Source organism: Saccharothrix sp. ALI-22-I (assembly GCF_001984175.1).
Taxonomy (GTDB): domain Bacteria; phylum Actinomycetota; class Actinomycetes; order Mycobacteriales; family Pseudonocardiaceae; genus Actinosynnema.
On the sequence record NZ_MTQP01000068.1, the window covers coordinates 661,706 to 686,701 of the forward strand.

At 69.5% G+C, this 24,996-nt stretch carries 28 protein-coding genes and 1 tRNA gene; 22 read left to right on the plus strand and 7 right to left on the minus strand.

Annotation, left to right across the window (positions count from 1 at the left end):
- Positions 1-31: 31 nt before the first annotated feature.
- Positions 32-102 (minus strand) — tRNA-Gly (locus ALI22I_RS39825).
- Between the two features lie 36 nt (positions 103-138).
- On the opposite strand from ALI22I_RS39825, the gene dcd reads away from it, so the two are divergent.
- A complete protein-coding gene (gene dcd / locus ALI22I_RS39830; protein WP_077010738.1) occupies positions 139-720 on the plus strand; it encodes a dCTP deaminase in 582 nt (193 codons plus the stop codon).
- Here the strand turns inward: dcd and ALI22I_RS51545 are convergent.
- Positions 717-887 carry a hypothetical protein gene (locus ALI22I_RS51545; RefSeq protein WP_179118487.1) on the minus strand — a complete coding sequence of 57 codons (171 nt, stop codon included), beginning with the start codon at positions 885-887 and terminating at the stop codon, positions 717-719. The genes dcd and ALI22I_RS51545 overlap by 4 nt on opposite strands.
- 100 nt (positions 888-987) lie before the next feature.
- Between ALI22I_RS51545 and ALI22I_RS39835 the strand changes: the two genes are divergently transcribed.
- Both ALI22I_RS39835 and ALI22I_RS39840 read left to right on the plus strand, forming a co-directional pair.
- Positions 988-2,319, plus strand: a complete 1,332-nt coding sequence (locus ALI22I_RS39835; RefSeq protein WP_077010739.1) for a hypothetical protein — start codon at positions 988-990, stop codon at positions 2,317-2,319.
- 34 nt (positions 2,320-2,353) lie between these two features.
- On the plus strand, positions 2,354-2,737 hold the full coding sequence (locus ALI22I_RS39840; RefSeq protein WP_077010740.1) for a phage holin family protein: 384 nt from the start codon (positions 2,354-2,356) through the stop codon (positions 2,735-2,737).
- 81 nt (positions 2,738-2,818) lie between these two features.
- Here ALI22I_RS39840 and ALI22I_RS39845 read toward each other — a convergent pair whose 3' ends face one another.
- On the minus strand, positions 2,819-5,092 hold the full coding sequence (locus ALI22I_RS39845; protein ID WP_077010741.1) for a (Fe-S)-binding protein: 2,274 nt from the start codon (positions 5,090-5,092) through the stop codon (positions 2,819-2,821).
- Between the two features lie 144 nt (positions 5,093-5,236).
- Here ALI22I_RS39845 and ALI22I_RS39850 point away from each other — a divergent pair, with 144 nt between their 5' ends.
- The 4 genes from ALI22I_RS39850 to ALI22I_RS39865 all read left to right on the plus strand — a co-directional run bounded on the left by ALI22I_RS39850 (position 5,237) and on the right by ALI22I_RS39865 (position 7,816).
- Entirely contained in the window at positions 5,237-5,563 is a 327-nt protein-coding gene (locus ALI22I_RS39850; protein ID WP_077011174.1) for a DMT family transporter, read from the plus strand.
- A complete protein-coding gene (locus tag ALI22I_RS39855) occupies positions 5,550-6,083 on the plus strand; it encodes a TetR/AcrR family transcriptional regulator (RefSeq protein ID WP_077010742.1) in 534 nt (177 codons plus the stop codon). Before ALI22I_RS39850 ends, ALI22I_RS39855 begins: the two co-directional genes overlap by 14 nt.
- A 23-nt stretch (positions 6,084-6,106) precedes the next feature.
- Complete coding sequence (locus ALI22I_RS39860; protein ID WP_077011175.1) at positions 6,107-6,676, plus strand: hypothetical protein; 570 nt, start codon at positions 6,107-6,109, stop codon at positions 6,674-6,676.
- Between the two features lie 354 nt (positions 6,677-7,030).
- On the plus strand, positions 7,031-7,816 hold the full coding sequence (locus ALI22I_RS39865; protein ID WP_083752337.1) for a DUF4097 family beta strand repeat-containing protein: 786 nt from the start codon (positions 7,031-7,033) through the stop codon (positions 7,814-7,816).
- On the opposite strand, the gene ALI22I_RS51550 is transcribed toward ALI22I_RS39865, so the two are convergent.
- Positions 7,813-7,956: a hypothetical protein gene (locus ALI22I_RS51550; RefSeq protein ID WP_179118512.1), complete on the minus strand. Its 144-nt coding sequence runs from the start codon at positions 7,954-7,956 to the stop codon at positions 7,813-7,815. The genes ALI22I_RS39865 and ALI22I_RS51550 overlap by 4 nt on opposite strands.
- Before the next feature lie 168 nt (positions 7,957-8,124).
- Here ALI22I_RS51550 and dnaK point away from each other — a divergent pair, with 168 nt between their 5' ends.
- The 5 genes from dnaK to ALI22I_RS39890 all read left to right on the plus strand — a co-directional run bounded on the left by dnaK (position 8,125) and on the right by ALI22I_RS39890 (position 13,332).
- Complete coding sequence (gene dnaK / locus ALI22I_RS39870; protein WP_077010743.1) at positions 8,125-9,972, plus strand: molecular chaperone DnaK; 1,848 nt, start codon at positions 8,125-8,127, stop codon at positions 9,970-9,972.
- Positions 9,969-10,694: a nucleotide exchange factor GrpE gene (grpE, locus tag ALI22I_RS39875; RefSeq protein ID WP_077010744.1), complete on the plus strand. Its 726-nt coding sequence runs from the start codon at positions 9,969-9,971 to the stop codon at positions 10,692-10,694. Before dnaK ends, grpE begins: the two co-directional genes overlap by 4 nt.
- A gap of 18 nt (positions 10,695-10,712) precedes the next feature.
- Complete coding sequence (gene dnaJ, locus ALI22I_RS39880; RefSeq protein ID WP_077010745.1) at positions 10,713-11,888, plus strand: molecular chaperone DnaJ; 1,176 nt, start codon at positions 10,713-10,715, stop codon at positions 11,886-11,888.
- Complete coding sequence (locus ALI22I_RS39885) at positions 11,885-12,313, plus strand: heat shock protein transcriptional repressor HspR (RefSeq protein ID WP_077010746.1); 429 nt, start codon at positions 11,885-11,887, stop codon at positions 12,311-12,313. The genes dnaJ and ALI22I_RS39885 overlap by 4 nt, the downstream gene beginning before the upstream one ends.
- 356 nt (positions 12,314-12,669) lie before the next feature.
- Positions 12,670-13,332, plus strand: coding sequence for an alpha/beta fold hydrolase (locus ALI22I_RS39890; protein ID WP_077010747.1), 663 nt, complete (start codon positions 12,670-12,672; stop codon positions 13,330-13,332).
- A 177-nt stretch (positions 13,333-13,509) separates the two neighbouring features.
- Here the strand turns inward: ALI22I_RS39890 and ALI22I_RS39895 are convergent, their stop codons facing one another.
- On the minus strand, positions 13,510-14,613 hold the full coding sequence (locus ALI22I_RS39895) for an FAD-binding oxidoreductase (RefSeq protein ID WP_077010748.1): 1,104 nt from the start codon (positions 14,611-14,613) through the stop codon (positions 13,510-13,512).
- A gap of 541 nt (positions 14,614-15,154) precedes the next feature.
- On the minus strand, positions 15,155-15,535 hold the full coding sequence (locus ALI22I_RS39900; RefSeq protein ID WP_077010749.1) for a VOC family protein: 381 nt from the start codon (positions 15,533-15,535) through the stop codon (positions 15,155-15,157).
- A gap of 187 nt (positions 15,536-15,722) precedes the next feature.
- Between ALI22I_RS39900 and clpB the strand changes: the two genes are divergently transcribed.
- The 7 genes from clpB (at position 15,723) to ALI22I_RS39935 (ending at position 22,560) form a co-directional block, all read left to right on the plus strand.
- Complete coding sequence (clpB, locus tag ALI22I_RS39905) at positions 15,723-18,305, plus strand: ATP-dependent chaperone ClpB (RefSeq protein ID WP_077010750.1); 2,583 nt, start codon at positions 15,723-15,725, stop codon at positions 18,303-18,305.
- Positions 18,306-18,411: 106 nt separating this feature from the next.
- Positions 18,412-19,056 carry a class I SAM-dependent methyltransferase gene (locus tag ALI22I_RS39910; RefSeq protein ID WP_077011177.1) on the plus strand — a complete coding sequence of 215 codons (645 nt, stop codon included), beginning with the start codon at positions 18,412-18,414 and terminating at the stop codon, positions 19,054-19,056.
- A 269-nt stretch (positions 19,057-19,325) separates the two neighbouring features.
- Positions 19,326-20,021, plus strand: a complete 696-nt coding sequence (locus tag ALI22I_RS51555; protein WP_179118513.1) for a hypothetical protein — start codon at positions 19,326-19,328, stop codon at positions 20,019-20,021.
- Positions 20,018-20,797 carry an SDR family NAD(P)-dependent oxidoreductase gene (locus tag ALI22I_RS51560; protein ID WP_077010751.1) on the plus strand — a complete coding sequence of 260 codons (780 nt, stop codon included), beginning with the start codon at positions 20,018-20,020 and terminating at the stop codon, positions 20,795-20,797. The genes ALI22I_RS51555 and ALI22I_RS51560 overlap by 4 nt, the downstream gene beginning before the upstream one ends.
- Positions 20,798-20,864: 67 nt before the next feature.
- A complete protein-coding gene (locus ALI22I_RS39925) occupies positions 20,865-21,221 on the plus strand; it encodes a hypothetical protein (RefSeq protein WP_077010752.1) in 357 nt (118 codons plus the stop codon).
- Positions 21,218-22,132: a WXG100 family type VII secretion target gene (locus ALI22I_RS39930; protein ID WP_077010753.1), complete on the plus strand. Its 915-nt coding sequence runs from the start codon at positions 21,218-21,220 to the stop codon at positions 22,130-22,132. The genes ALI22I_RS39925 and ALI22I_RS39930 overlap by 4 nt, the downstream gene beginning before the upstream one ends.
- Positions 22,129-22,560, plus strand: coding sequence for a hypothetical protein (locus tag ALI22I_RS39935; protein ID WP_077010754.1), 432 nt, complete (start codon positions 22,129-22,131; stop codon positions 22,558-22,560). The genes ALI22I_RS39930 and ALI22I_RS39935 overlap by 4 nt, the downstream gene beginning before the upstream one ends.
- Positions 22,561-22,563: 3 nt before the next feature.
- Here the strand turns inward: ALI22I_RS39935 and ALI22I_RS39940 are convergent, their stop codons facing one another.
- Positions 22,564-23,133 (minus strand): hypothetical protein, encoded by a 570-nt coding sequence (locus tag ALI22I_RS39940; RefSeq protein WP_077010755.1) that lies wholly within the window; start codon positions 23,131-23,133, stop codon positions 22,564-22,566.
- Positions 23,134-23,186: 53 nt separating this feature from the next.
- On the opposite strand from ALI22I_RS39940, the gene pyrE reads away from it, so the two are divergent.
- From pyrE to ALI22I_RS39955, 3 genes are all read left to right on the plus strand, one after another.
- The gene (gene pyrE, locus ALI22I_RS39945) at positions 23,187-23,741 is read left to right on the plus strand and encodes an orotate phosphoribosyltransferase (protein WP_077010756.1); all 555 of its coding nucleotides are present in this window, start codon (positions 23,187-23,189) and stop codon (positions 23,739-23,741) included.
- Position 23,742: 1 nt separating this feature from the next.
- On the plus strand, positions 23,743-24,432 hold the full coding sequence (locus tag ALI22I_RS39950; RefSeq protein ID WP_077010757.1) for a hypothetical protein: 690 nt from the start codon (positions 23,743-23,745) through the stop codon (positions 24,430-24,432).
- 89 nt (positions 24,433-24,521) lie between these two features.
- Complete coding sequence (locus ALI22I_RS39955; protein WP_077010758.1) at positions 24,522-24,908, plus strand: DUF2784 domain-containing protein; 387 nt, start codon at positions 24,522-24,524, stop codon at positions 24,906-24,908.
- The last annotated feature ends 88 nt before the right edge of the window (positions 24,909-24,996 follow it).

Sequence of the window (24,996 nt, forward strand, 5' to 3'; positions counted from 1 at the left end):
AGGTCGAGTGACCTGGGCCTTCGCACTGCTGAGCGGGTGACGGGAATCGAACCCGCCTCTACAGCTTGGGAAGCTGTCGTTCTACCAATGAACTACACCCGCGTGTTGCGAGCCCGATCATACACATAGGCTGTCCCCGTGCTGCTAAGTGACCGCGATCTGCGCAAAGAGGTCGACTCCGGCCGGTTGGTGCTGGAGCCGTTCGACGACGTCATGGTGCAGCCGTCCAGCATCGACGTGCGGCTGGACCGGTTCTTCCGGGTGTTCAACAACACCCGGTACACGCACATCGACCCGGCCATGCAGCAGGACGACCTGACCTCGCTGGTCGAGCCGGCCGACGACGAGCCGTTCGTGCTGCACCCCGGGGAGTTCGTGCTCGGCTCGACGTTCGAGCTGGTCACCCTTCCCGACGACCTGGCGGGCCGGCTGGAAGGCAAGTCGTCGCTCGGCCGCCTCGGTCTGCTCACGCACTCCACAGCGGGCTTCATCGACCCCGGCTTCTCCGGTCACATCACGCTCGAACTGTCGAACGTCGCCAACCTGCCCATCACCCTCTGGCCGGGCATGAAGATCGGCCAGCTGTGCCTGTTCCGGCTCAGCAGCGCGGCCGAGTTCCCCTACGGTTCGGCGCAGGCGGGCTCCCGCTACCAGGGCCAACGCGGTCCCACGCCGTCGCGCGCGTACCTGAACTTCCACCGCACCGACACCAAGCGCTAGAGCTTCAGCTCCCCGTACCGGGCCAGCACCCGCGACCGCAGCTCCGGGTCGGTCCTCGGCACCGGCTCCAGGAACACCTCGTCCAGGTCGGGGTGCGCGGCGCGCAGTTCGGCGTCGATCCGCACCGCCTGCCCCCGCACCTGCCGCGCGGCCTGCGCCCACGACACCGACTCCAGCGCGAACGCGCGACTGTGACCGCCGTCACGAAACGATCATGATCTTGGTTGCGACGACGAGGTATCACATTCCATTTTGGGGGAATCTCAGGTGAAGAACCTGATCGGTCGCATCATGGCCGTTTTCGCGGTGGTGAGCGCGGCAGCGCTGACAAGTCCACTCGCGGCGGCACAAGAGAACACCGTGACGCTGGAAGGCCTGGTGTGGTTCGACCGCAACGCCAACGGTGTCGTCGACGAGGGTGAGCCACCTCTGGCAGGCGGTCGGGGTGTGCGCGTTTTCAACGGCAAGGAGTTCATCGGCGAGTACGGCACCGACGCGAACGGCCGCTACAAGGTCGAGGGCCTGCTGAACACTCAGCTGTCCATCTTCAGCCACAACACCGACGTCTACGAGGCGACGACCACATCGTCGTTCTTCCCCACCGGCGGAGGCACGTTCGACTTCGGCATCCGCGGCGGCACCGTGCGCGGCTTCTCGTTCGTCGACTTCGACAAGGACGGCACGCGGCAGACGCACGAGTCGGACGTGCCGGCGCCGTCGACGCTGCGCCTGGTCACCGACTGCGTCGACGATCCCGTCGGTGTCGGCTGTGTTGATGGTGTCGACGTGGCCCCGCCCACGCGTGGTGTGAACGGCGAGTACGCGTTCAACGACGTGCCGCTCGGCCTGCAGTCGTTGGTCGTCGCCGACCGCAGGCCCGAGCTGAAGCTCGCGCAGCCGTTGACGGAGTACGACGTGGACCCGGAGTCCCGCCGGAAGGGCGTGGTGGTCCGCGTGGGCGAGACGACGCGCGCGGACGTCCGGTACGTCCCCTTGGACATCGACTTCGTGGTCGGTGAGCCTCGGGTGGAGCCCGCGAAGGACGCCTACCGGATCGGTGACGAGGTCACCATGACCGTGTCGGTCACGAACCGGGGCGAGGCGGCGGACAAGGCGACGTTCGTGATGTTCGGCTCGACGCCGCACTTCGTCGCGGCCAGTGACGCCCTCGTGGTGCGTCACCCCGGCCAGGACTTCGAGCTGCGCGACATGCTGGAGGTGGGCCAGACCGTCGAGTTCAGCCTCACGTACCGGCTGGACAACCCGGAGTTCGACCGGTTCCACCTGTTCGCCCGGCCGGTGTCGGTGCTCAACCGACGGGACGTCAACACGCGGGACAACCACGCGATCGTGCTGTTGGAGTACCTGCCCGCGGAGCCGACGACCACGCCACCGACCGACACCACCACCACGACCGCCCCGACCTCCACGACGACGGCCACGACCACGACGACCAACGTCGCCATGGTGCAGGCCGGCGGCAGTGGGTTGGCGAGCACGGGTGCGACGCCGTTGCCGTTCCTGGCGATCGGTGTGCTGCTGCTGGTCGGCGGCGGCGCGTTGACCTTCTTGGCGGCACGCAGGCGTCGTCGCGCCTGACCCATTCGGACGACCGCCACCGTTAGCCTGCGGCATGGGCATTTTGGTGCACGTACTGCTGACGGCGGTGGCGGTCTGGGTCGCCACGGTCATCCCGGGCATCGACCTGGAGGCGGGCGCGTCGACGCCCGCGAAGATCGGCACGCTGGTCGGCGTCGCGCTGCTGTTCGGTCTGGTCAACGCGGTGGTCAAACCGCTGGTGAAGTTCTTCGGCTGCCTGTTCTACCTGGTCACGCTGGGACTCATCGGCCTGGTGGTGAACGCCCTGCTGTTCTGGCTCACCGGTTGGCTGGCCGGCGAGCTCGGCCTGCCGTTCGACGTCAGCGGCTTCTGGCCGGCGTTCTTCGGCGCCATCATCGTCGCCCTCACCAGCTGGATCCTCAACATCGTCTACGACCGCATCACCGACCGCGACTGAAGGCAGGCGCGCCGAACGATCGCCAACGACAACGCCCCTCGGTCCGAACCGGACCGAGGGGCGTTCTACGTCCACAAGGGACTAGCCGGACGTGGCCTTGTCCTCGTCCGGCAACGGGGTGCCGGTGGGGGTCACGTCCGTCGGCACGTCCTGGCGCTCCAGCTCCAGACCCCGGCGCACGGAGGTCAGCAGCAGCTGCGCCACGTCCACGACCTCCACGTGCGAGGCCGCCGCGCCCTCGTTCTGGCGGGCCGTCACACCGTCGGTCAACATCACCCGGCAGAACGGGCAGCCGGTCGCGATCTTCGACGGCGCGGTGCCCAGGGCCTCGTCCACGCGGTCGACGTTGATGCGCTTGCCGATCCGCTCCTCCATCCACATGCGAGCGCCACCGGCGCCACAGCACATGGAGCGGTCGCCGTGGCGCGGCATCTCGCGCAGCTTCGCGCCCGACGCCCCGACCAGCTCGCGCGGCGCCTCGTAGATCTTGTTGTGCCGGCCCAGGTAGCACGGGTCGTGGTAGGTGACGTCCTCCGCGACCTCCGCCACCGGCACCAGCCGCCGCTCGCGCACCAGCCTGTTCAGCAACTGCGTGTGGTGCACGACCTCGAACTGGCCGCCCACCTGCGGGTACTCGTTGGACAGGGTGTTGAAGCAGTGCGCGCACGTGACGACGATCTTGCGCTGGCCGGCCTCACGACCCTCGAACACGGTGTTGAGCACCTCGACGTTCTGCTGCGCCAGCATCTGGAACAGGAACTCGTTGCCCGCGCGCCGTGCCGGGTCGCCGGTGCAGGTCTCCTCCGGCCCGAGCACCGTGTACTTCACGCCCGCGGTGTTCAGCAGCTCGGCCACGGCCCGCGTGGTCTTCTTCGCCCGGTCCTCGAACGCGCCCGCGCAGCCGACCCAGAACAGGTACTCGGCATCGCCCAGCTCGCCGTCGAACACCGGCACCTCGAAGTCCAGGCCCTCGGTCCACGCCAGCCGGTCCTTGGCGTTCTGGCCCCACGGGTTGCCCTTGTTCTCCAGGTTCTTGAACATGCCGCCCAGCTCGGACGGGAAGTTCGACTCGATCAGCACCTGGTAGCGGCGCATGTCGACGATGTGGTCGACGTGCTCGATGTCCACCGGGCACTGCTCGACGCACGCGCCGCACGTCGTGCACGACCACAGCACCTCGGGGTCGATCACGCCCAGCTCGTCCGGGCCGCCGATCAGCGGGCGCTCGGACTCGGCCATCGCCAGCACGTCGATGGACTCCAGGCGCTTCTTGTAGTCCTCGTACTTGTCCTCGGTCAGGCCGACCTCGTCGCCGGCCATGTCCTTGCTGCCGCCGGCCAGCAGGTACGGGGCCTTGGCGAACGCGTGGTCGCGGAGCTGGGTGATGACCAGCTTCGGCGACAGCGGCTTGCCGGTGTTCCACGCCGGGCACTGGGACTGGCAGCGGCCGCACTCGGTGCAGGTGCTGAAGTCCAGCCAGCCCTTCCAGGAGAAGTCCTCGACCTTGCCGACGCCGAACACGTCCTGGTCGGGGTCGGCTTCCTCCAGGTCCAGGACCTTGCCGCCGCTCATCATCGGCTTCAACGCGCCGAGCGCGACGCCGCCGTCGTCCTCGCGTTTGAAGTAGATGTTGAAGAACGCGCTGAACCGGTGCCAGGCGATGCCCATGGTCAGGTTCTTGGCCACCACGATCAGCCAGATCATGCCGGACAGCAGCTTGGTGATCGCCATGATCGAGACCCAGTCCGGGCTCGCCGGCAGGATCTCCGACAGCGGCGCGGTGACGAACGACGACCACAGCGGCGGGTCTTCCAGCCCGGAGGCCTGCTTGAACGCCTTCACGCCGAGGATGCCCAGACCCTCGATGATCACGACGGCTTCGACGAAGTACGCGGCCTTGAAGCTGGAGCCCGCGAACCTGGACAGCCGGTCGGCGCGGCGCGGGTGGTTGACCTGGCGGATGATCGCCAGCGCGATACCGCCGGCCACGGTGCCGATGCCGAGCAGTTCGACCAGCAGCGACCACAGCGACCAGGTGCCGATGACCGGCCAGTGGAAGCCGGGGTAGAAGACCTCGCCGTAGGCCTCGAACAGCACCGCGGAGCCGATGAGGAAGCCCCACATCACCATCCAGTGCCAGGGCGCGACCTTCTTGAGCTTGGCCATCCGGGTGTGTGCGGCGAACTCCACGACCAGGGTGCGCAGGCGGGGCACGAACGGCCCGTTGCGGGTCGAGTCCGGCTGGCCGAGCCGGATGATCCTGATCATCCGCAGGACGCCCGCGATGAACAGACCCCAGGCGAACACGCTGACGGCGACGCCGATGGCGCCGAGGGTGAGCTGGAGGGCTCCCATTGTGGTGGCGGCCTTTCTCGTCCGTTCTTCTGGCTGGGCAGCCTACGCCCGATTACTGATCGGTAACCACTTGTACGTGGTCGATCGCATAGCCCGCGTAGACTAGTGGAACAAACGTTCAACTTGTTGGAGGCGGCCGTGCTCATGTACCTGACGTTGGCGGTGGCGATCATCGCCGAGGTCGCCGCCACGGTGTCCCTCAAACTGTCCGACGGCTTCAGCAAGCCGATCCCGGTCGTCGTGGTGGTGGTGGGGTACGCCATCGCGTTCGGCGGGTTGAGCAGAGTGCTCCAACTCGGCATGCCGATCGGCGCGGCGTACGCGATCTGGGCCGCGTTCGGGATCGCCGCCGTCGCGGGCGTGGGGGTCGTGCTGTTCAAGGAGCCGCTGAACGCCACCATGGTGGTCGGCCTGCTGCTGGTGATCGCGGGTGTGGTGGCCATCGAGGTGGGCGGCAGTGCCGCGGCCTGACGGCCGGCGGGCGCGCGGCGACCAGCGGCGGCGGGCGATCCTGGAGGCCACGCTGCGGGTCGTCGAACGGGACGGCGTGGCGGGCGTCAGTCACCGGTCGGTCGCGCGTGAGGCGGACGTGCCCACGACGTCGACCACCTACTACTACGCGACGCTGGACGACCTGCTGATCGCCACCCTCACGTGGTCGGCCGAGGAGCTGGCTTCGAGTTTCCGCGGGGTCCCCCTCACACCCGCGGCGGTGGCGCGGTTCATCGCGGACGCGGTCGGCGAACACCGGGGCCGGACGTTGGCCGAGTACGAGCTGTACCTGCTGGCGGCGCGTCGGCCGGAACTGCGTCCGGCGGCACGGCGGTGGATCTCGCTCATCGCCGAGGTCGCCGGTCCGTGGGACCCGGTGGTGCTGCGGGCGGCCCTGGCGGGCCTCGACGGGCTGCTGATCCAGGGCTTGATCGCGGATTTCCCCCCAATGGCGGAGGAATTGGAGCCCGTTGTGTCCCTTCTGATGCTTGGCGGATGACCTTCGCGCGGGACACTGGTGACATGAGGTTCGCCGGTCGTGAGTCGTGGCAGGTGTCGCACGGGACGAATCAGACGGTCAACACCGCTCTGTTCATCCGTGACACGCTCGCGCTCTCGGTCGACACCGTGCCCGAACTGCCCGGACTAGACCCGTCCGTGCCGGTCGTGGTGCCGGCGGGGGTCGACCGCGCGGCGGCGGCCGAGGAGTGGCTCGGCTGGTGGGCCGACGTGCTCGACTACGCCCGCACCGAGCTGCCCAGCGGCGCGCCGGACGACCCGACCGGTCCGTCGTTGCAGCTCAGGCCCGCGTTGCGAGCGGCCGTGCTGGCCCTCGGCGCGGCCGCGGCGGAGTACGACCAACGGCACGCGACGTCACGGGGTGCGCTGCCCATCGGCGAGGTCGTGCGCGGCGTGGAGAACCGGATCGGCCGCTACGTCCGGCCGTTCCGCCTGGTCATCACCGAGGTCCCGGTCCAAGGCCTGGTCTGGGAGCGGATGACCGACTCCCACGTCATCGCCTCCCAACGCTTCCTCAGCGACCCAGCCCGCTCCGCCCCCGCCCTCCGCACCGTCGTCGAATCCCTAGCCTGACCCCCAGCCCCGGGAGTCGAACCCCCAGGTCGCGTGAGTCCTGCGTTCACGCCCCCCGAGTTCAACACTCAGAACGCGCCCTGACCTGACCTGAGCGTTGAACTCGGCCTACCTGAGCGTTCGACTCTCGCGGCGCGAACGTACGACTCTCGGGGCGTGAGCGTTCGACTCTCGCGCGTGTCCTGCGTTCGGAACGGGCGTGTCCTGCGTTCGGAACGGGTGAGTTGAACGTTCAGGACAGGAGTAGTGGGGTAGGGGCAGCCCCCGTATGGGGTCGGGGGTCTTCCTGGTGGGCCGAACGGCCGCGCGCCCATAACTTGAACGTCAACAACCTTGACGCCTGAGGGGGCAGCGGTGGTTAAGCGGATCGCGTTGGCGGCCGTCGTGGCGGTGGCCGCGGCGGTGGCGCTCACGTCGTGCGTGCGGCTCGTGCAGAAAGGCTTCGACGACACGCACTCGGTGTCCGACCAGGTGACCGAGGTTCGAATCCAGAACGGCTCGGGCGACGTCGTCATCCGCAGCCGCGTCGGCGCGGGCGACACCGAGATCCGCCGCCGCGTCGAGTACCCGAGGAACACCGACAAGCCCAGCGGCGTCGCCCACCGCATGGAGGGCTCCACCCTGGTCCTCGACGGCTGCGGCAGCCGGTGTCATGTGGACTACGAGGTCACCGTCCCCTCGAAGGACGTCCGGATCACCGGCCAGAACAGCTCCGGCAACGTCCGCCTCGAAGGCGTTGCCAGCGTCGAGGTCGAGATCGGCTCCGGCGACGCGTCGGTCCGCGACGTGGCCGGCGTGGTCCGCATCGACAACGGCTCGGGCAAGGTGGAGGTGGCCGACGTCGGCGGCGACTTCACCGGCCAGGTCGGCTCCGGCAACACCACGCTGTCGGACATGCGCGGCCGGGTGACCATCCAGAACAGCTCCGGTGACGTCGACGTGCGGATGGCCGCCGTCCTCTCGGTGCGGGCCGAGGCAGGCAGCGGCAACCTGACCGTCAGCGTGCCGAGGGGCGCCTACAAGGTCGACGTGGACGCGAACAGCGGTGACAAGTCGATCGACGTCGAGAACGACCCGAACGCCACCGCCGAACTGGTCCTGACCTCCGGCAGCGGCGACGTGACGGTCCGCGCCACCTAGGCGTTCTGCTCGTACGCCGCCAACAGCAGCGCCTCCACCTCGCCGTCCAGCTCATCGGCCCCGGCCAGCGACACCTCGTGCGTCGACTGGCCGGGGCCGCCCGGCGTCAACCGGGACATCATGTCGGCGGGTGACTCCATGTGGACGAGTGTCCCGGATCACCCCGTCTCGGGAACACCGCAACCACCCCGTCCGTTGGACAGGCAGAAAGATTGAGCCCGGTGGACTCAAGTCCGCCGGTGCTGGCAAACTTGAGCCGGTACCGCTCAACGCGGGGCTCTCACAAACGCACTACCAGGAGGAATCCAATGGCGCGAGCGGTCGGCATCGACCTTGGGACGACCAACTCCGTCGTCGCCGTTCTCGAAGGTGGCGAGCCGACGGTGATCGCCAACTCCGAGGGGTCGCGCACCACCCCGTCCATCGTGGCCTTCGCCAAGAACGGTGAAGTGCTCACCGGTCAGCCCGCCAAGAACCAGGCGGTGACCAACGTCGACCGGACCATCCGGTCCGTCAAGCGCCACATCGGCACGGACTGGAAGACGCCGGACATCGACGGCAAGCAGTACACGCCGCAGGAGATCAGCGCGCGCGTGCTGATGAAGCTCAAGCGCGACGCCGAGGCCTACCTGGGCGAGGAGATCACCGACGCGGTGATCACCGTCCCGGCCTACTTCGAGGACGCCCAGCGCCAGGCCACCAAGGAGGCCGGCCAGATCGCGGGCCTCAACGTGCTGCGCATCGTCAACGAGCCCACCTCCGCCGCCCTGGCCTACGGCCTGGACAAGGGCGACAAGGAGCAGACCATCCTGGTCTTCGACCTCGGTGGCGGCACGTTCGACGTCTCGCTGCTGGAGTTGGCCGAGGGCGTGGTCGAGGTCAAGGCGACCTCCGGTGACAACCACCTCGGTGGTGACGACTGGGACCAGCGGATCATGGACTGGCTGGTCGAGCGGTTCAAGCAGACCAACGGCATCGACCTGACCAAGGACAAGATGGCGTTGCAGCGGATCCGCGAGGCGTCCGAGAAGGCGAAGATCGAGCTGTCCAGCTCGAACAACGCCTCCATCAACCTGCCCTACATCACCGTGGACGCGGACAAGAACCCGCTGTTCATGGACGAGACGCTGTCGCGGGCCGAGTTCCAGCGCATCACCAACGACCTGCTGGAGCGCACCCGTGCGCCGTTCAACAACGTGATCAAGGACGCCGGCATCAGCGTCGGCGACATCGACCACGTGGTGCTGGTCGGCGGTTCCACCCGCATGCCCGCGGTGGCCGAGCTGGTCAAGGAGCTGACCGGCGGCCGTGAGCCGAACAAGGGCGTGAACCCGGACGAGGTCGTCGCGATCGGCGCCGCCCTCCAGGCCGGTGTGCTGAAGGGTGAGGTCAAGGACGTCCTGCTGCTCGACGTCACCCCGCTGTCCCTGGGCATCGAGACCAAGGGCGGCGTGATGACCAAGCTCATCGAGCGGAACACGACGATCCCGACCAAGCGCTCGGAGATCTTCACGACGGCCGACGACAACCAGCCGTCCGTGCAGATCCAGGTCTTCCAGGGTGAGCGCGACTTCGCCGCGGACAACAAGAAGCTCGGCATGTTCGAGCTGACCGGCCTGCCGCCGGCGCCGCGCGGCGTCCCGCAGATCGAGGTCACCTTCGACATCGACGCGAACGGCATCGTGCACGTGTCCGCGAAGGACATGGGCACGGGCAAGGAGCAGCGGATGACGATCACCGGCGGCTCCGCGCTGCCGAAGGACGACATCGACCGGATGATCAAGGACGCCGAGGCGCACGCCGAGGAGGACAAGCGCCGCCGCGACGAGGCCGAGGTCCGCAACCAGGCCGAGACGCTGGTCTACCAGACGGAGAAGGTCCTCAAGGAGAACGAGGACAAGATCCCGGCCGAGGTCAAGGACAAGGTCAACGCGGCCATCGCGGAGACCACCGAGGCGCTCAAGGGCGAGGACATCGCCAAGATCCGCACCGCGGTGGAGAAGCTGGCCACGGAGTCCCAGGCCATCGGCCAGTCCCTGTACGCCAACGCGGCCCCCACTGCCGACGGTGCCGCCGGCAGCGCGTCTGCCGGTGACGCCCCCAAGGCCGACGACGTGGTGGACGCGGAGATCGTCGACGAGGACGAGAAGAAGTGACCCAGCCCGAGGAACAGCCCCACGTCGTGGTGCGCGACCGCAGGCGCATCGACCCGGACACCGGTCAGGTGCGCACCCAGTCGGACGAGGACACACCGGTCGAGGCGCAGGGTGACGCCCTGGCCCCGGAGTCCGGCACTGGTGCTACCGGCACCGCGGCCGGTTCGGAGGGCGGCGGCAAGCACGCCGCCCCCGACCTGCCGGACGAGAGCCAGGCCGTGGCCGACGACCCGAGCGTCGAGCTGAAGGCCCAGCTGGACGAGCGGACCGCCGACCTGCAGCGGTTGACCGCCGAGTACGCCAACTACCGCAAGCGCGTCGAGCGCGACCGGGAAGTGGTGATCACCAACGCGAAGGCGCAGGTGACCGGCGAGCTGCTGGGCGTGCTGGACGACATCGAGCGGGCCGGCGCGCACGGCGACCTCACCGGCGCGTTCAAGGCGGTGGCCGACAAGCTGGTCAGCGCGTTGCACGGCACCGGCCTGGAGCCGTTCGGGCACGAGGGTGAGGAGTTCGACCCGTCCGTCCACGAGGCCGTGCAGCACGGCACCTCCCCGGACGTCAGCGGGCCGACCGTCACCGCCGTGCTGCGCCGCGGCTACCGGTTCGGCGAGCGCGTGCTGCGGCCCGCGCTGGTCGCGGTGACCGACCACGAGCCGGCCCCCGCGCCGGTGGACGAGCCCGTCTCCGAACCGGTTGACGAGCAGCAGCAGCAAGACTGAGAAGGGGGGCGGCGTCCGATGAGTGCTCGGGACTGGATCGAGAAGGACTTCTACCGCGAGCTGGGCGTCACCTCCGACGCGTCGGCCGACGAGATCAAGAAGGCGTACCGGAAGTTGGCGCGGGAGCTCCACCCCGACGCCAACCCCGGTGACGCCAAGGCCGAGTCGCGGTTCAAGGCGGTGTCCGAGGCCTACGGCGTCCTCTCGGACGCAGCCAAGCGCAAGCAGTACGACGAGGCCCGCCGCCTCTTCTCCGGAGGCGGCGGGTTCCCCGGCGGGTTCGGCACCGGCAGCGGGTTCGACGTGGGCGACCTGTTCGGCCGCCAAGGCGCCGGCGCGCAGCAGCCGGGCGGCATGGGCGGGCTCGGCGACCTGCTCGGCGGCCTGTTCAACCGCCGGGGCGGCACGTCCGCGTCGGCGACCAGGCCGCGGCGGGGCGAGGACGTCGAAACCGATGTCCGGATCGACTTCACCGAGGCCGTCAAGGGCGCGACCGTGCCCATGCGGCTGTCCAGCCCGGCGAGCTGCGGCACGTGCGCGGGTTCCGGTGCGCGCCCCGGCACGTCGCCGCGGACCTGCACGAACTGCGGCGGCGCCGGCCTGGTCACCCGCAGTCAGGGCGCGTTCGCGTTCTCCGAGCCGTGCACCGACTGCCGCGGCACCGGGCGGATCGTGGACGACCCGTGCCCGGAGTGCGGCGGCGACGGCGTGAGCACGAAGACCCGGACGCTGACCATCCGCATCCCACCGGGCGTGGACGACGGCCAGCGGATCAGGCTGGCCGGGCAGGGTGAGCCGGGGCGCAACAACGGGCCGGCCGGTGACCTGTTCGTGCGCGTGCACGTCAACCCGCACCCGCTGTTCGGCCGATCGGGCAACGACCTGACCGTCACCGTTCCGGTGACCTTCCCCGAGCTGGCGCTGGGCACGACGTTGACCGTGCCGACGCTTGAGGGCAAGGTGACGTTGAAGGTGCCCGCGGGCACGGCCAGTGGCCGGGTGCTGCGGGCCAAGGGCAAGGGCATCGCCAAGCGCGACGGCCAGGTCGGCGACCTGCTCATCACGCTGAACGTGGCGGTGCCGAACAACATGGACGCCGAAGCACGGGAGGCGTTGGAGAACTACGCGTCGGCGACGGCGAAGCACGACCCGCGCGCTGAGCTCAACGCCCTGTTGGAGAAGAGGTCGGTGTGAGCTTCCCGTTCCCGCCCGGCACCGACGAGGACACGCCGTTCTTCGTCATCTCCGTGGCGGCCCAGTTGTCCGGCCTGCACGCCCAGACCCTCCGAGCCTATGACCGGCTGGGTCTGGTCTCGCCGGGCCGCACCTCCGGCGGTGGGCGCCGGTACTCGATGCGCGACATCGTGCTGCTGCGGGAGGTGCAGCGCCTCTCCCAGGAGGAGGGCGTGAACCTGGCCGGCGTCAAGCGGATCATCGAGCTGGAGAACGAGGTGGGCGCGCTGCGCGCCAAGGTGAACGAGCTGACCGAACAACTAGCATCCGCCATGGCCGCCGCCGAGCACGCCGCCGCGTCAGTGCACGCCTCGTACCGCCGTGATCTGGTGCCGGTGCGCCACGAGACAGCCCTGGTCGTCTGGAAGCCGAACTCCAAGCGCTGACCAGCAGCGATGCGCCTCCAAGCCGCTCCTACGGCGGCTCGCCCGCATCGCACGATCGGGTGATCATCACCAACCCACCTCAAGAAACACCGTTATCTTCAACCTGAAACGTCGGTTGAAACAACGAGGAACCCGCGCAACCCCACCCCCACACCACCACCGACCCCCACTCTCACGCAGACCCCCACTCCCGCCCCCAACTCCCGCCCCACACCGCCGCCTCCCACGCGCACGCTGCCGCCCGACGCCGCTGCTGCCGCCCGACGCCACTGCCGCTGTCCACGCTGCCGTCCCACGCCGCCGCCCCAACCGGCGGCCGGAACCCGCAGCGGTCCGGAACCCGCCAGACTGGAGCCGTGGACTACGTCTTCGTGCACGGCACCACCCAGTCGCCGGCGGCCTGGCGTCCCGTGGAGGAACTGCTCCGCCGACGCGGCCACCGCACTGTCGCCGTGGACTTGCCCACCGACCGGCCCGAGCTGCGCGCCGTCGACTACGCCGCGATCGCCCGTGCGCAGATCGGCGACTTGCTCGCCCCGGTGCTGGTCGGGCACTCCGGCGCCGGTCTGCTGATGCCCGCCATCGCGCGGGCTGTCGGGGCGTCCCACCTGGTGTGGGTCGCCGCGATGATTCCCGGTCCGGTGTGTCTGGCCGACGAGTTGGCGGTCGAGACCGGTGAGATGTTCAACCCTGAGTGGCGGTCGCTCACCGAACCGCCCACTGCGGACCCGGTCGTGGCGACGTACTTCCTGTTCCACGACTGCGATTTGGCGGGTGTGCGCGCCGGACTGAAGACCCTGCGCCTGTTCTACCCCGCTGCGACGTACCGCGAGGTCCACGAGCTGCCGGAGCTGCCGTCGACCTACGTCCTGCCGCGTGAGGATCGCACGCTGTTGCCGTCGTGGATGCGTCGGGCGGCGCGTGAACGGCTCGGGGTCGAGGCGATTGAGGTTGACGGCGGGCACTGCCCGCAGACCAGCAGGCCCGAGACGTTGGCGGCTGTGCTCGGTGCGGTGTGAACGGCCCTGAATGCACGGCGCGGCGTGAACGGCAGGGAGTGCGCGGCGCCGAGTGGACGCGCCGAGTGTGCGGCACGGCGTGGACGGCACCGCGTGCAAGGCCCGGTGTGCGCGAGCCGATGTGAAACTTGCTCGGGTCGGCCGGTTTCGCCTGGTCAGGCCAGTCGGCGTTGGTGCTCAGTCCAGGGTGAATGGGTCGTACTTGATCCGGTCCAGCGGTGTCCCGGCGACGAGCATCCGGGACACGGTCGCCCGGATCATTGACGGCGAGCCGCACACCAGCACGTCCCGGTCGTCCCACGCCCCGTAGCGCGTGACCACGTCGGCCAGCGTGCCCTGTTCGACGCCGCGCGCACCGGGGTCCGATTCCAGCACCGGCACGACGGTCAACCACGGGTTGGTCATGGCGAACCGTTGGAGGTTGTCCAGGTCGTACAGGTCCTCGCGGGTCCGCCCGCCCATGAACAGGTGCACGCGCGGGTTCTCGCCCCACTGGGCCATCTCGTCGATGATCGCGTGCATCGGCGCCACACCGGTGCCGCCGGCGACCATCAGCACGTCCCGGCCGGACTTGCGGTCGACGCTCAGCCGACCCATCGGCGGGCCGATGCGCCACACGTCACCGGGCTGCGTGTGGCCGACGATCGACCGGCTCACCCACCCGCCCTCGACCGAGCGGATGTGGAACTCGATGATGCCGTCGTCGCGGGGCGCGTTCGCGGGCGAGAAGTACCGCCACAGCCGCGCCCGCTGGGGCGTCTCGACGCTCACGTACTGGCCGGACCGATACCCGACCGGGTGATCCGGCTGCAACCGCACGACCGCCAGGTCCCAGCTCACCCGCTGGTGCTCCAGCACGGTGGCGTGCCAGTAGGCCGGCCCGTCGTCGGCCGCCGCCGCTTCCTGCATGGCGCGGGCCATGATCGTGTAGGCCTCGGCCCACGCCATCTCGACCTTCGGGGTCCACGCGGGCCCGGCGAACTTCTTCACCGCCGCCAACAACGCCGTGCCGACCGACTCGTAGTGCACGTTGATGACACCGAACTTGCGGTGGTCACGGCCGAGCTGGCGCAGGAACGGGATCAGGTCGTCGGGTCTGTCCACCATCTGCACGACGTGGACCAGGGCGCGCAGCAGTCGGCTGCGCTGGACCTCCATGTTCGCGGGGAACATCTCACGGGTCGCCGGCGCGAGGCTGAAGAGCATGCCGTAGAAGAACTTCGCTACCTCTTCGGCGCGCGGCTCCACCACCGCGAAGCTCTCCCGGATCATCCGCACCATAGCGGTGACGCCAGGAGGAGGTTCTCGGTGTGGGGGGCTCGGGATGGGGCTCAACACAGCGTTCGCAGTCATGGTCCGGGCGCAGTCTCCACGTTTCTGGCGGCGCCAGCAAGGGCGCTACGACCTCGTCAAGCTTCCATCCCCGACGAAGGGACACTAACCCGCCAACTGGCCGCGCGGCTCCTTGATGCCACGTTCGAGTGCAGTGCGGTTACGGAAGGTCACACACCGTTCCATCGCACGGGTGGGCATTCCCTTCCACGTATACCTAATGTGCCGCTCGCAGCCCACTCTGAGGTGTAAAGCCCGACCACGTCGCGTGCGCGATCTCGCACGGAGGGGTGCACAACTCCCCCGCTTCACGACGTCAAGACGTCCCGCCGCCGTACGGGCGACGGGACGTTCGTCATATTCACCCCAGTGGGGGCCGGCAGACCGCACCGGTGCCGTGGGCCGCAGTCGCCTGTGGATTCCCACCTGCGGATTGTGGACAACTCGGGTGCCGCTGTGGACAACCGGCTACGACATGTGGGTGACAGCGTCAGGACAGTGCGGCACGCTCCGCTGCGCTGAGTTCGACGCAGAACTCGTTGCCCTCCGGATCGGCCAGCACGACCCACCCGCGACCGTTGGGCCGGCGCTGGTCGTCGACCAGGGTCGCCCCGATCCCCATCAGCCGCTCGACCTCGGCGTCACGGGTGGTCTCGGCTTGGAGGTCGAGGTGCACCCGGTTCTTCACCGTCTTGCCCTCTGGGACCTCGATGAACAGCAATCCCGGCCCTTCCGGCAGCTGGACGAGCGCTTCGGGGTCGCCCGGCTGGTCGTCGTCGCTCACCGGCCGGCCGGTGACCTGGCTCCACCACTGGGCCAGCGCGTAGGCGTCCTTGCAGTCGAACGTGATGTGGTGCACGAGGGAGGTCATGCGCAGATCCTCATGTTCGCGCCGATCGGCCGCACCCGAGTTTCGGCGGCTCGCCGGGCCCCGTGGCTCAGACCACACCACATCCACTAGGTTGAGTGGAACTGACTCAACTTTTCTGACGTTGACCGGGATGATGGCTGGCGCGGAACGCCGGCCCTTGCGCACGAACACCCGACCGAGGTGAGGAATGGACGCTTTCAACCCGACCACCAAGACCCAGCAGGCCGTGTCCGCCGCCGTGCAGGCGGCGACCATCGGTGGCAACCCCGATGTCGGCCCGGTCCACCTCCTCGGCGCCCTCCTGGCCCAGGGCGACGGCCTGACCGCGCCCTTGCTGTCCGCCGTCGGCGCGGACCCGAAGCAGGTGCACAAGGAGCTGGAACAGCTGACCAGGGCCCTGCCCGCGGCCAGCGGGTCGTCCGTGTCCGCGCCCCAGTTCTCCCGCGACGCCGTCCGCGTCCTGGGCAAGGCCCAGGAACTCGCCACCGAGATGGGTGACGAGTACGTGTCCACCGAACACCTGCTGGTCGGCCTCGCCCACCACGGCGGCCAGGTGGCCGACCTCCTCCGCCGCCACGGCGCCACGCCGGACTCCCTCAAGGAGGCGTTCGGCAAGGTCCGCGGCTCGGCCCGGGTCACCAGCCCCGACCCGGAGGGCACCTACCAGGCGTTGGAGAAGTACGGCGTCGACCTGACCGAACGCGCCCGCAAGGGCGAGCTGGACCCGGTGATCGGCCGCAACACCGAGATCCGCCGCGTCGTGCAGGTGCTGTCCCGCCGGACGAAGAACAACCCGGTTCTCATCGGCGAGCCCGGCGTGGGCAAGACCGCCATCGTCGAGGGCCTGGCACAGCGCATCGTCGCAGGTGACGTGCCGGAGAGCTTGCGCGGCAAGAGGGTGGTCGCGCTCGATCTCGGCGCGATGGTCGCGGGCGCGAAGTACCGCGGCGAGTTCGAGGAGCGGCTGAAGGCCGTGCTCAAGGAGATCACCGACTCGGCCGGCCAGGTCATCACGTTCATCGACGAGCTGCACACGATCGTCGGCGCGGGCGCGACCGGCGAGTCCGCCATGGACGCGGGCAACATGATCAAGCCGATGCTGGCCCGCGGCGAGCTGCGCATGGTCGGCGCGACCACGTTGGACGAGTACCGCGAGCACGTGGAGAAGGACCCGGCCCTGGAGCGCCGCTTCCAGCAGGTCTTCGTCGGCGAGCCGTCCGTCGAGGACACCATCGGCATCCTGCGCGGGCTCAAGGACCGGTACGAGGTGCACCACGGCGTGCGCATCACCGACGCCGCCCTGGTCGCCGCCGCCACCATGTCCGACCGGTACATCACCGCCCGGTTCCTCCCGGACAAGGCGATCGACCTGGTGGACGAGTCCGCGTCCCGGTTGCGCATGGAGATCGACTCCCGGCCGGTCGAGATCGACGAGGTCGAACGCGCGGTGCGCCGGCTGGAGATCGAGGAGATGGCGCTGGCCAAGGAGTCGGACCCGGCCTCGGTGCAACGCCTCGCCGCGCTGCGCGCGGAACTGGCCGAGCAGCGCGAGGACCTGGCCGGGCTGACCGCGCGCTGGCAGAACGAGAAGGGCTCGATCGAGAAGGTCCGCGACCTCAAGGAGCAGCTGGAGCAGCTGCGCGGCGAGTCGGAGCGGGCCGAGCGGGACGGTGACCTGGGCCGGGCCGCGGAGCTGCGGTACGGGCGCATCCCGGCGTTGGAGAAGGACTTGGAGGCGGCCACCCGCAACACCCAGGACGCCGCCGTGATGCTGAAGGAGGAGGTCGGCCCGGACGACGTGGCCGAAGTGGTCTCCGCGTGGACCGGCATCCCGGCCGGTCGGCTGCTCGAAGGCGAGACGGCGAAGCTGCTGCGCATGGAGGACGAGCTGACCAAGCGCGTCGTCGGCCAGGCCGAGGCGGTCCGGGTCGTGTCGGACGCGGTCCGGCGCACCCGTGCGGGCGTGGCCGACCCGGACCGGCCGACCGGCTCGTTCCTGTTCCTCGGCCCGACCGGTGTCGGCAAGACCGAGCTGGCCAAGGCGCTGGCGGAGTTCCTGTTCGACGACGAGCGGGCGATGATCCGGATCGACATGAGCGAGTACTCCGAGAAGCACTCGGTGGCCCGTCTGGTCGGGGCGCCTCCCGGCTACGTCGGCTACGACCAGGGCGGTCAGCTCACCGAGTCGGTGCGCCGCCGCCCGTACTCGGTCGTGCTGCTGGACGAGGTCGAGAAGGCCCACCCGGACGTGTTCGACGTGCTGCTCCAGGTGTTGGACGACGGCAGGCTCACCGACGGCCAGGGCCGCACGGTCGACTTCCGCAACACCATCCTGGTGCTGACGTCGAACCTCGGCTCGCACGTCATCGCGGACGCCAACCTGGACGAGCGGCAGCGCAGCGACGCGGTCATGTCGGTGGTCCGCACCCACTTCAAGCCGGAGTTCCTCAACCGGCTGGACGACGTCGTGGTGTTCCACTCGCTGGCCACCGAGGAGCTGACCTCGATCGTGGACATCCAGGTCGAACGGCTCGCCCAGCGCCTCGCCCAGCGGCGCCTGACCCTGGACGTCACGCCCGCCGCCCGTGAGTGGCTGGCGTTGAACGGCTTCGACCCGGTGTACGGGGCCCGGCCGTTGCGGCGGCTGGTGCAGTCGTCCATCGGCGACCAACTGGCGAGGGAACTGCTGGCGGGCGAGGTGCGGGACGGCGACACGGTGAAGGTCGACGTGGTGGACGACCAGTCCGGCCTGATCGTCGGCAAGGCATGAGGCCGTGGTGAACGGCCGCGGTTGAGCGGTGTCGCGCAGGGGTCCTCCGTCCGGGGGGCCCCTGTTCTCGACCCGGAAGATCGTGATCCTGGATACCGTGTCGGACGTGGACACGGACGACTGGTTGGCCGACACCCGAGCCTCTTACGACACGGTCGCGGTCAGCTATGCCGACTACGTGCGCGGCGCTATCGCCGGTGACCAGTACCTCCGCACGGCTCTGGCGTTGTTCGCCGACAGCGTGCGGGCCGCCGGTGACGGGCCGGTGGCGGACGTCGGCTGCGGCCCCGGAGACGTCACCGCCCACCTGCACGAACTCGGTGTCGACGCCTTCGGCGTCGACCTCTCCCCCGGGATGATCGACGTGGCCCGGCGCGACCACCCCGGCCTCCGGTTCGAGGTGGGCTCGATGACGGACCTGGACCTGCCCGACGCCTCGGTGGCCGGCCTGCTCGCCTGGTGGTCGTTGATCCACATCCCCGATGAGGAGGTGGCGACCGTGTTCGCGCACTTCCACCGGGTGTTGCGCCCAGGCGGACCGCTGCAACTCGGGTTTCACGTCGGCGACGTGTCCCGGTTGAAGACACAGGGCTACGGAGGTCACCCGATGAAGGTCCACGTCCACCGCCGTCAGCCGGACAAGGTGGCTTCCTGGCTGCGCGACGCCGGGTTCACGGTCGAGGCCCAGTGGCTTCTCGACCCGGACGAGGAAGTTCCGGGAGCGATCCTGTTCGCGCGCCGCCGTCCCTAGCTCCGGCGCGGTTCGAGGCCGGGCGGCCGCAGTCGAACGAACTCTGCTCCGCAGGCGTCCCCCGCCCGGGGGGACCCCTGTTCTTAACTCTGCCGCACAGGGCCGACACTCCGAAGCGATCAGGCCGCGCCTGTGGACAAACGCTCGGCCTGTGGATAACCGGGGAACACGCCTCGCCTCCCGCGATCCGGGTAACAGCTTGATCCGTTTGCGCGAACCACGCCCCAAGTGATCTTCGTTTGTTCACCGCCGCCCGCTACTCTCGCACCGTGGGCATACCGGCGTGGGTCTGGTTCACCGTCGCCGCGGTAGCGGGCGTCGCGGGGTTCGCCCTGCTCGCGACCGACCGGGCGCAACGAACCGCACGGAACCGCGAACGTCGCCGATGGGCGGCGTTGCGCGGGTGGCAGTTCGAGGAGACCGACCACGTGCTGCCCACACGCTGGGAGAGCGGCGCGATCGCCTACTACGGCGCCGGCGTGGCGAAGGACGTGGTCGCGGGCTCCACCTTCACCGCGGACGGCCGCCGCCAGGTCTACGTGCTCGACCACGAGACCAGCGGCAAGGTCAACTCGGTGCTGGTCGGCGTGCGCTGCCGGCGGGCGTTGTCCGTGGTCATCGAGCTGTGGCTGCCCAGCGTGCCGTTCCAGCGCGACCAGATGCCCGACCTGCTCGGCCCGGTCGGCTCGCGGTACGCGTTCGTCAGCGAACTGCCCGCCGCGCGCAAGCTCATCACCCCCGACCTGGTGGACGCCGCCGAGGAGATCGGCGCGGACGTCACCGTCGTCTGGCTGGAGGACGACTGGGTGCTGGCCGCCGCGCCGCCCAACTCCACCCCCGCCCGCCTGGAACGACTGCTGCGCGACCTGGGAGAGCTTGCCGACGTGATCGACCCATTCGAGGCGGACCCCGATTCCGACACCGGTGGCGAAGTCCACCGCCCGCAGTTCGGGCGCAAGCCGTGACCCCGCCGGCCGCCCTGGTGACCGGCGCCACGTCCGGGATCGGCGCCGCGTTCGCCCGCAGGCTCGCCGCCGAGGGCCACGACCTGGTGCTCGTCGCCCGCTCGGCGGACCGGCTGGAGGAGACCGCGGCCAAGCTGCGCGCCGCGCACGGCATCACCGCCGAGGTGCTGCGCGCCGACCTGGCCAGCGGCGAGGGCCGGGCCGCGGTCGCCGACTTCCTGGCCAAGCACGAGGTCGACCTGCTGGTCAACAACGCGGGCTTCGCCCTCTCGAACGAGTTCTTCACCGCCGACCCGCTCGAACTCCAGTCCCAACTGGACGTGAACGTGACCAGCGTGCTGCAGCTCACGCGCGCCGTCCTGCCCGGCATGGTGGCGCGCGGCCGCGGCGACGTGGTCAACGTGTCCAGTGTGGCCGGTTTCCTACCCGGCCGCGGCACGACCTACAGCGCGGACAAAGCGTGGGTGACGGCGTTCTCCGAGGGTATGGCGATGGCCACGTCGGGCACCGGTGTGCGCGTGATGGCGTTGTGCCCCGGGTTCGTGCGCACCGACTTCCACCAGCGCGCGAAGATCGACATGTCGAAGACGCCCGACCTGTTCTACCTCGACGCGGACCGCGTGGTGCACGACTGCCTGGCCGACCTGCGCGCGGGCAAGGCGCTGTCCATTCCGGGCGCCCAGTACAAAGCGATCACGGTGTTGGCGCGTTTCGTTCCGCGCGCCCTGCTCCGCCGGATAGCCTCCCGCGCGGCGGGCGGACGAGGTCGCACCTGAATCGGCGGGAACCTGAACCCGGTCCGGTCCGTCCCACTCCACTAGTTGGAAGAGGGAGGAACCGTCCATGGGCGAACAGTTCTCAGTGGAGCCGCCGGAGCTCCGCGGGTACGGCGAGTTGCTGACCCGCAACGCGCAGCACTTCATGACGATCAAGGACCACGCCGTCACCAAGGGCGGGGACACCTCCGGTTTCACCGGCCTGCTCTCGCTGTTGCAGCCCATCGTCACCGGCGTCGCCAACCTGTACGGCGAAACCCTCGACTTCGCCAACCAGATGATGGTCAAGGAAGCCGAAGGCCTCAACAAGGCCGCCGACATGTACGAGAAGGGCGAGGAGATGGTGATGAGCCTCGTCGACCGGGTGCTCTCCGAACTCCACGACGTGGCCGAGGCGCCCTCGCTCGGAGGTGGCGGACGATGACCGCGTACGCAGACGTCGAGGACCCGTCGGTCGCGCTCAGCGCGGCGGCCGAGAACCGGCCCGGTCGGCAGTCGACCAAGGAGCTGATCGAGAAGGCCGGCTGGAAGATCCAGGGCGTCAACTGGATCTACGAGAAGGTCACCGGCGAGAACCTGCTCGACGCGCTGATCAAGCCGCTGCTCGGCGATTTCGAGAAGATCGACGAGAACGCCAACGCGTGGGACCGGGTCGCCAAGGCGCTGGACTCCGTGCGGCACAACGTCGATGCGGGCGCGGAGCAGCTGTCGTCGCACTGGGACGGTGACGCGGCCAAGGCGTTCGAGACGCGCATGGGGACCATGTGGGTCATCGCCATCGAGGCGGACTCGCAGATCGCGCGGATCATCGGCAACAAGTTCCGTTCGGTGGCGAACACCTGCCGCACCGCGTGCGGCATCGCCCTGACCCTGCTCGACAAGCTCGTCGGCTACCTGATGGAAGCCGCGATGGCGGCGTGCGTCCCGGCCGTCGGCTGGGGTCGCGCGGTGTGGCTGGTCTACGACGCGATCCAGATCGTGGACGCCATCCGCAAGATCATCATTTCCATCCAGACCCTCATCGAGGGCGTCCAGGGCATGATCGACGGCATCGTGGCCATGGGCACCGCGCTGTCCAAGCTGAAGGACGTGCGCGACGTCAGCGACCTGCTCGACGTGGTCGACGGGTACCAGGACGGCAAGGAGAAGTACGACAACGGCAAGAAGGCGGTGAAGGGCGGCCTCATCGACCTCGCGATGGCCGGGCACTCGCTGCACGGCGCGACCAAGGCGGCGGGAACCCCGAGGGGCAGGATGCCGGCCAACAGCGATGGCGGGTCGACGCCACCGGCGGCCGTACCGGCCGGTGACAGCTCGGGCGGTGGTGGGCAGTGACCTTCCCCTACGACAAGGCGAGGCTCGACGCGCTCGTCGCCGACGTCGAGGCGCGCATGGCCGACGTCGAGAAGGTGTCCCGACAGGCGAGTCAGGTGCAACCGCGCTCGCGCGGGCTGTCCCAGGCCGACTTCGCGGAGCTCTCCCGATTCGCCAACAGCTCTGCGGCGCCGCGTGAACTGAAGGAGCTGGCGCGGCGGGTCGACGCGGGCGAGATGTCCTGGGAGGACGTCGCGTCCGGTCGTGCGGCGAACGACGAGGGCGTGCAGCGGGCGCTCCAGTCCGGTATCCCTGACCTCCAGCGCGCCTACACGGCCATCCAGGAGGGCAACGACCCGGAGGACGTCATCTCGGCGGGCACGCCCCGGCCGAGTGGGCGCGGCGATGACGACGACGAGCCGAACAAGTTCACCGAGGACGCCTGGTAGCGGTCAGGAACTCGGGACGAAGCCGCTCCAGTGGCCGATCGTCTCGCCGGTCCCGATGCCGCGAACGACGTCGAAAGCCACGGCAGTCCCGATCGCGAGCGACCGCACCGGCTCCGGCGCGCCGGGAGGGAGACGGAGCACGTCCCGGCGCACCCGTCGCCCGTCGCGCTTGGTGACCTCGCCGAAGCTGAACCAGGCGACGTCGTGGAAGAGGCCGAGCTGCTGCCCCGTGGGGTCCTGGAGCAGGAAGCGGTTGCGCCCTTGGCGCCGCACCGAACCGATCGGCGTGCCGTCCGGCCGGAAGACCTGGGCCGGCGGCTTGCCCATGCCCTTGCGGACCACCAGCAGCGGTTGCCCCTGCCACGCCAGCACCAAGTCGTACCTCGAACGGCCCGCGAAGCCGATACGGCGCAGGACCCGCCGCGGCAACCGCGGGCCTTCGCGTTCGGTGACGGTCGCCAGCAGCGCGCCGCGTTCGTCGTACACCGTGGTGCGGTAGCTGGCGCCCCACAGGTGGCGGCCGATGTGCCAGGGCTGCTCGATGATCAAGGTGTCGGTGCCTGGAAGGGTCACGGTGTGCCAGCGTACGGCCCGGTATGACACTCTTGGGACCCGTGCGAACTGAAGTGGTTCTGGACGCCGCGGCGAAAGCCGAACTGGCGCGACTGGTGAGCGAGTTGGCCGTGGTCCACGGCAAGGTCACGCTGTCCTCGGGCAAAGAGGCCGACTACTACATCGACCTGCGCCGGGCGACGCTCCACCACGCCGCCGCCCCCCTGATCGGCAAGCTGCTGCGGCAGCTCACCGCCGACTGGGACTACGTCGCGGCGGGTGGGCTGACGTTGGGCGCCGACCCGGTGGCGTGCGCGATGATGCACGCCGCGGCCGGTGCGGGCGAGGTGCTGGACGCGTTCGTGGTGCGCAAGGCGGCCAAGCAGCACGGCATGCAGCGCCAGATCGAGGGCATCGAGGTCGCCGGGCAGCGGGTGCTGGCGGTCGAGGACACCTCCACCACCGGTGGCAGCGTGCTGGCCGCCGTCGAGGCCCTGCGCGCGAACGGCGCCACGGTGATCGGCGTGGCGACCGTCGTGGACCGCGGCACGGGCGCGCGCGAGGTCATCGAGGAGGCCGGACTGCCGTACCGGTACCTGTTGGACCTCGCCGACCTCGGCTTGGCCTGACGTGGTCGCGCTGATCCTGCTCCTGGTGATCGTGGCGATCCTCGGTGTCGGGGTCGCGGTGGGGTTGTCGCGCCGCAAGCGCAACCCGTTCACGAACCAGCAGTTCGTGAACCAGTGGGAGCAGCAGATGCGGGCGCTGGAGGCGTCCCTGGGGTGGCGGTTCGTCGCCGAGGACCAGGGCTTCCAGGAACGGGTGCCGCAGATCGGGCGGATGCTGGAGGCCGACCGGAGCCGGGTGAAGTTCCAGCTCGTCGGCCACTGGCGCGGTGTGCCCGTGCTGGCGGTTGAGGTGGTGTTCCGCGCGGACAACGTGGTGACGTCGGAGTACCGCACCTACACGGTGGTCGTGGTGCCGCGCCCGATGCCGGGGCCGTGGGTGCTGATCAGCCCGCGCAACGACACCGTGTGGGGGCTGTTCGAGCAGTTCGTGACGACCGGCGACCCGGTGTTCGACGGCCGCTACGAGGTGCGCCGCAAGAACCCCGCGTTCGCGTCGGCGCTGCTCGGCACCGGTCTGCCCCAGGCGTTGCTGCACGACCCGCGGGCCAACGGGGTGGCGATCGCGTTCGACGAGCACACCCTGGCCGCCGCCGTGCCGGGGCCGCTGTTGCAGGCGCCGCTGGGCCACCTGGCGGACCTGCTGCTGGACCTGGCGGGCCGGGTGCCGTGGCAGGCACTGCCACGCGGCTGAACCCCTGGATCGCCCCCTAGTGGTCCATCGGCACTATTTCGGGGGCGTGTGATCGCTTAGCGGCCTACTCTGGCAGCAGGGAGGTCGCTATGGTCGCGCGCGCTTTAGCCGAGCTGGTCATGGTGGTGCACTTCGCGGTACTGGTGTTCCTGGTGGTGGGGGGCTTCCTGGCTTGGCGCTGGCCGAGGGTCCTGTACTTCCACCTGGCGATGGCCACGTGGGGTCTGCTGGTCGTGTTGTTCCCGATCGCCTGCCCCCTCACCTGGCTGGAGAACACGTTTCGCGTCGCCGCCGGCCGGCCAGAACTGGCGAGCGGGTTCATCGACACCTACATCGACGGCGTCCTGTACCCGGACTCCGCCGCACGCCTGGTGCAGGTGCTGGTGGGCGTCATCGTCCTCACCTCGTGGGCCGGCTACCACCTCAAACGCCGCGTTGAACAGACTTCACCCGGACACACCGGGGCCTGTCGCTGAACCGGCCTGATGTCGTGTTCGGCTGTTGGAACCACAACTGCGTGAAATGCCACTCCGGCACCCGGGGTTTCGTTTGGCGAGACCACGC

Coding starts and splice junctions, on each gene's coding strand:
- ALI22I_RS39840 (WP_077010740.1), top strand. CDS start 2,354: ATGGGCATTTTGGTGCACGTACTGCTGACGGCGGTGGCGGTCTGGGTC.
- dnaJ (WP_077010745.1), top strand. CDS start 10,713: ATGAGTGCTCGGGACTGGATCGAGAAGGACTTCTACCGCGAGCTGGGC.
- ALI22I_RS39860 (WP_077011175.1), top strand. CDS start 6,107: ATGAGGTTCGCCGGTCGTGAGTCGTGGCAGGTGTCGCACGGGACGAAT.
- dnaK (WP_077010743.1), top strand. CDS start 8,125: ATGGCGCGAGCGGTCGGCATCGACCTTGGGACGACCAACTCCGTCGTC.
- ALI22I_RS39900 (WP_077010749.1), bottom strand. CDS start 15,535: ATGACCTCCCTCGTGCACCACATCACGTTCGACTGCAAGGACGCCTAC.
- ALI22I_RS51550 (WP_179118512.1), bottom strand. CDS start 7,956: ATGGAGTCACCCGCCGACATGATGTCCCGGTTGACGCCGGGCGGCCCC.
- ALI22I_RS39925 (WP_077010752.1), top strand. CDS start 20,865: ATGGGCGAACAGTTCTCAGTGGAGCCGCCGGAGCTCCGCGGGTACGGC.
- ALI22I_RS39845 (WP_077010741.1), bottom strand. CDS start 5,092: ATGGGAGCCCTCCAGCTCACCCTCGGCGCCATCGGCGTCGCCGTCAGC.
- ALI22I_RS39850 (WP_077011174.1), top strand. CDS start 5,237: ATGTACCTGACGTTGGCGGTGGCGATCATCGCCGAGGTCGCCGCCACG.
- ALI22I_RS39955 (WP_077010758.1), top strand. CDS start 24,522: ATGGTCGCGCGCGCTTTAGCCGAGCTGGTCATGGTGGTGCACTTCGCG.
- clpB (WP_077010750.1), top strand. CDS start 15,723: ATGGACGCTTTCAACCCGACCACCAAGACCCAGCAGGCCGTGTCCGCC.
- ALI22I_RS39895 (WP_077010748.1), bottom strand. CDS start 14,613: ATGGTGCGGATGATCCGGGAGAGCTTCGCGGTGGTGGAGCCGCGCGCC.
- ALI22I_RS39930 (WP_077010753.1), top strand. CDS start 21,218: ATGACCGCGTACGCAGACGTCGAGGACCCGTCGGTCGCGCTCAGCGCG.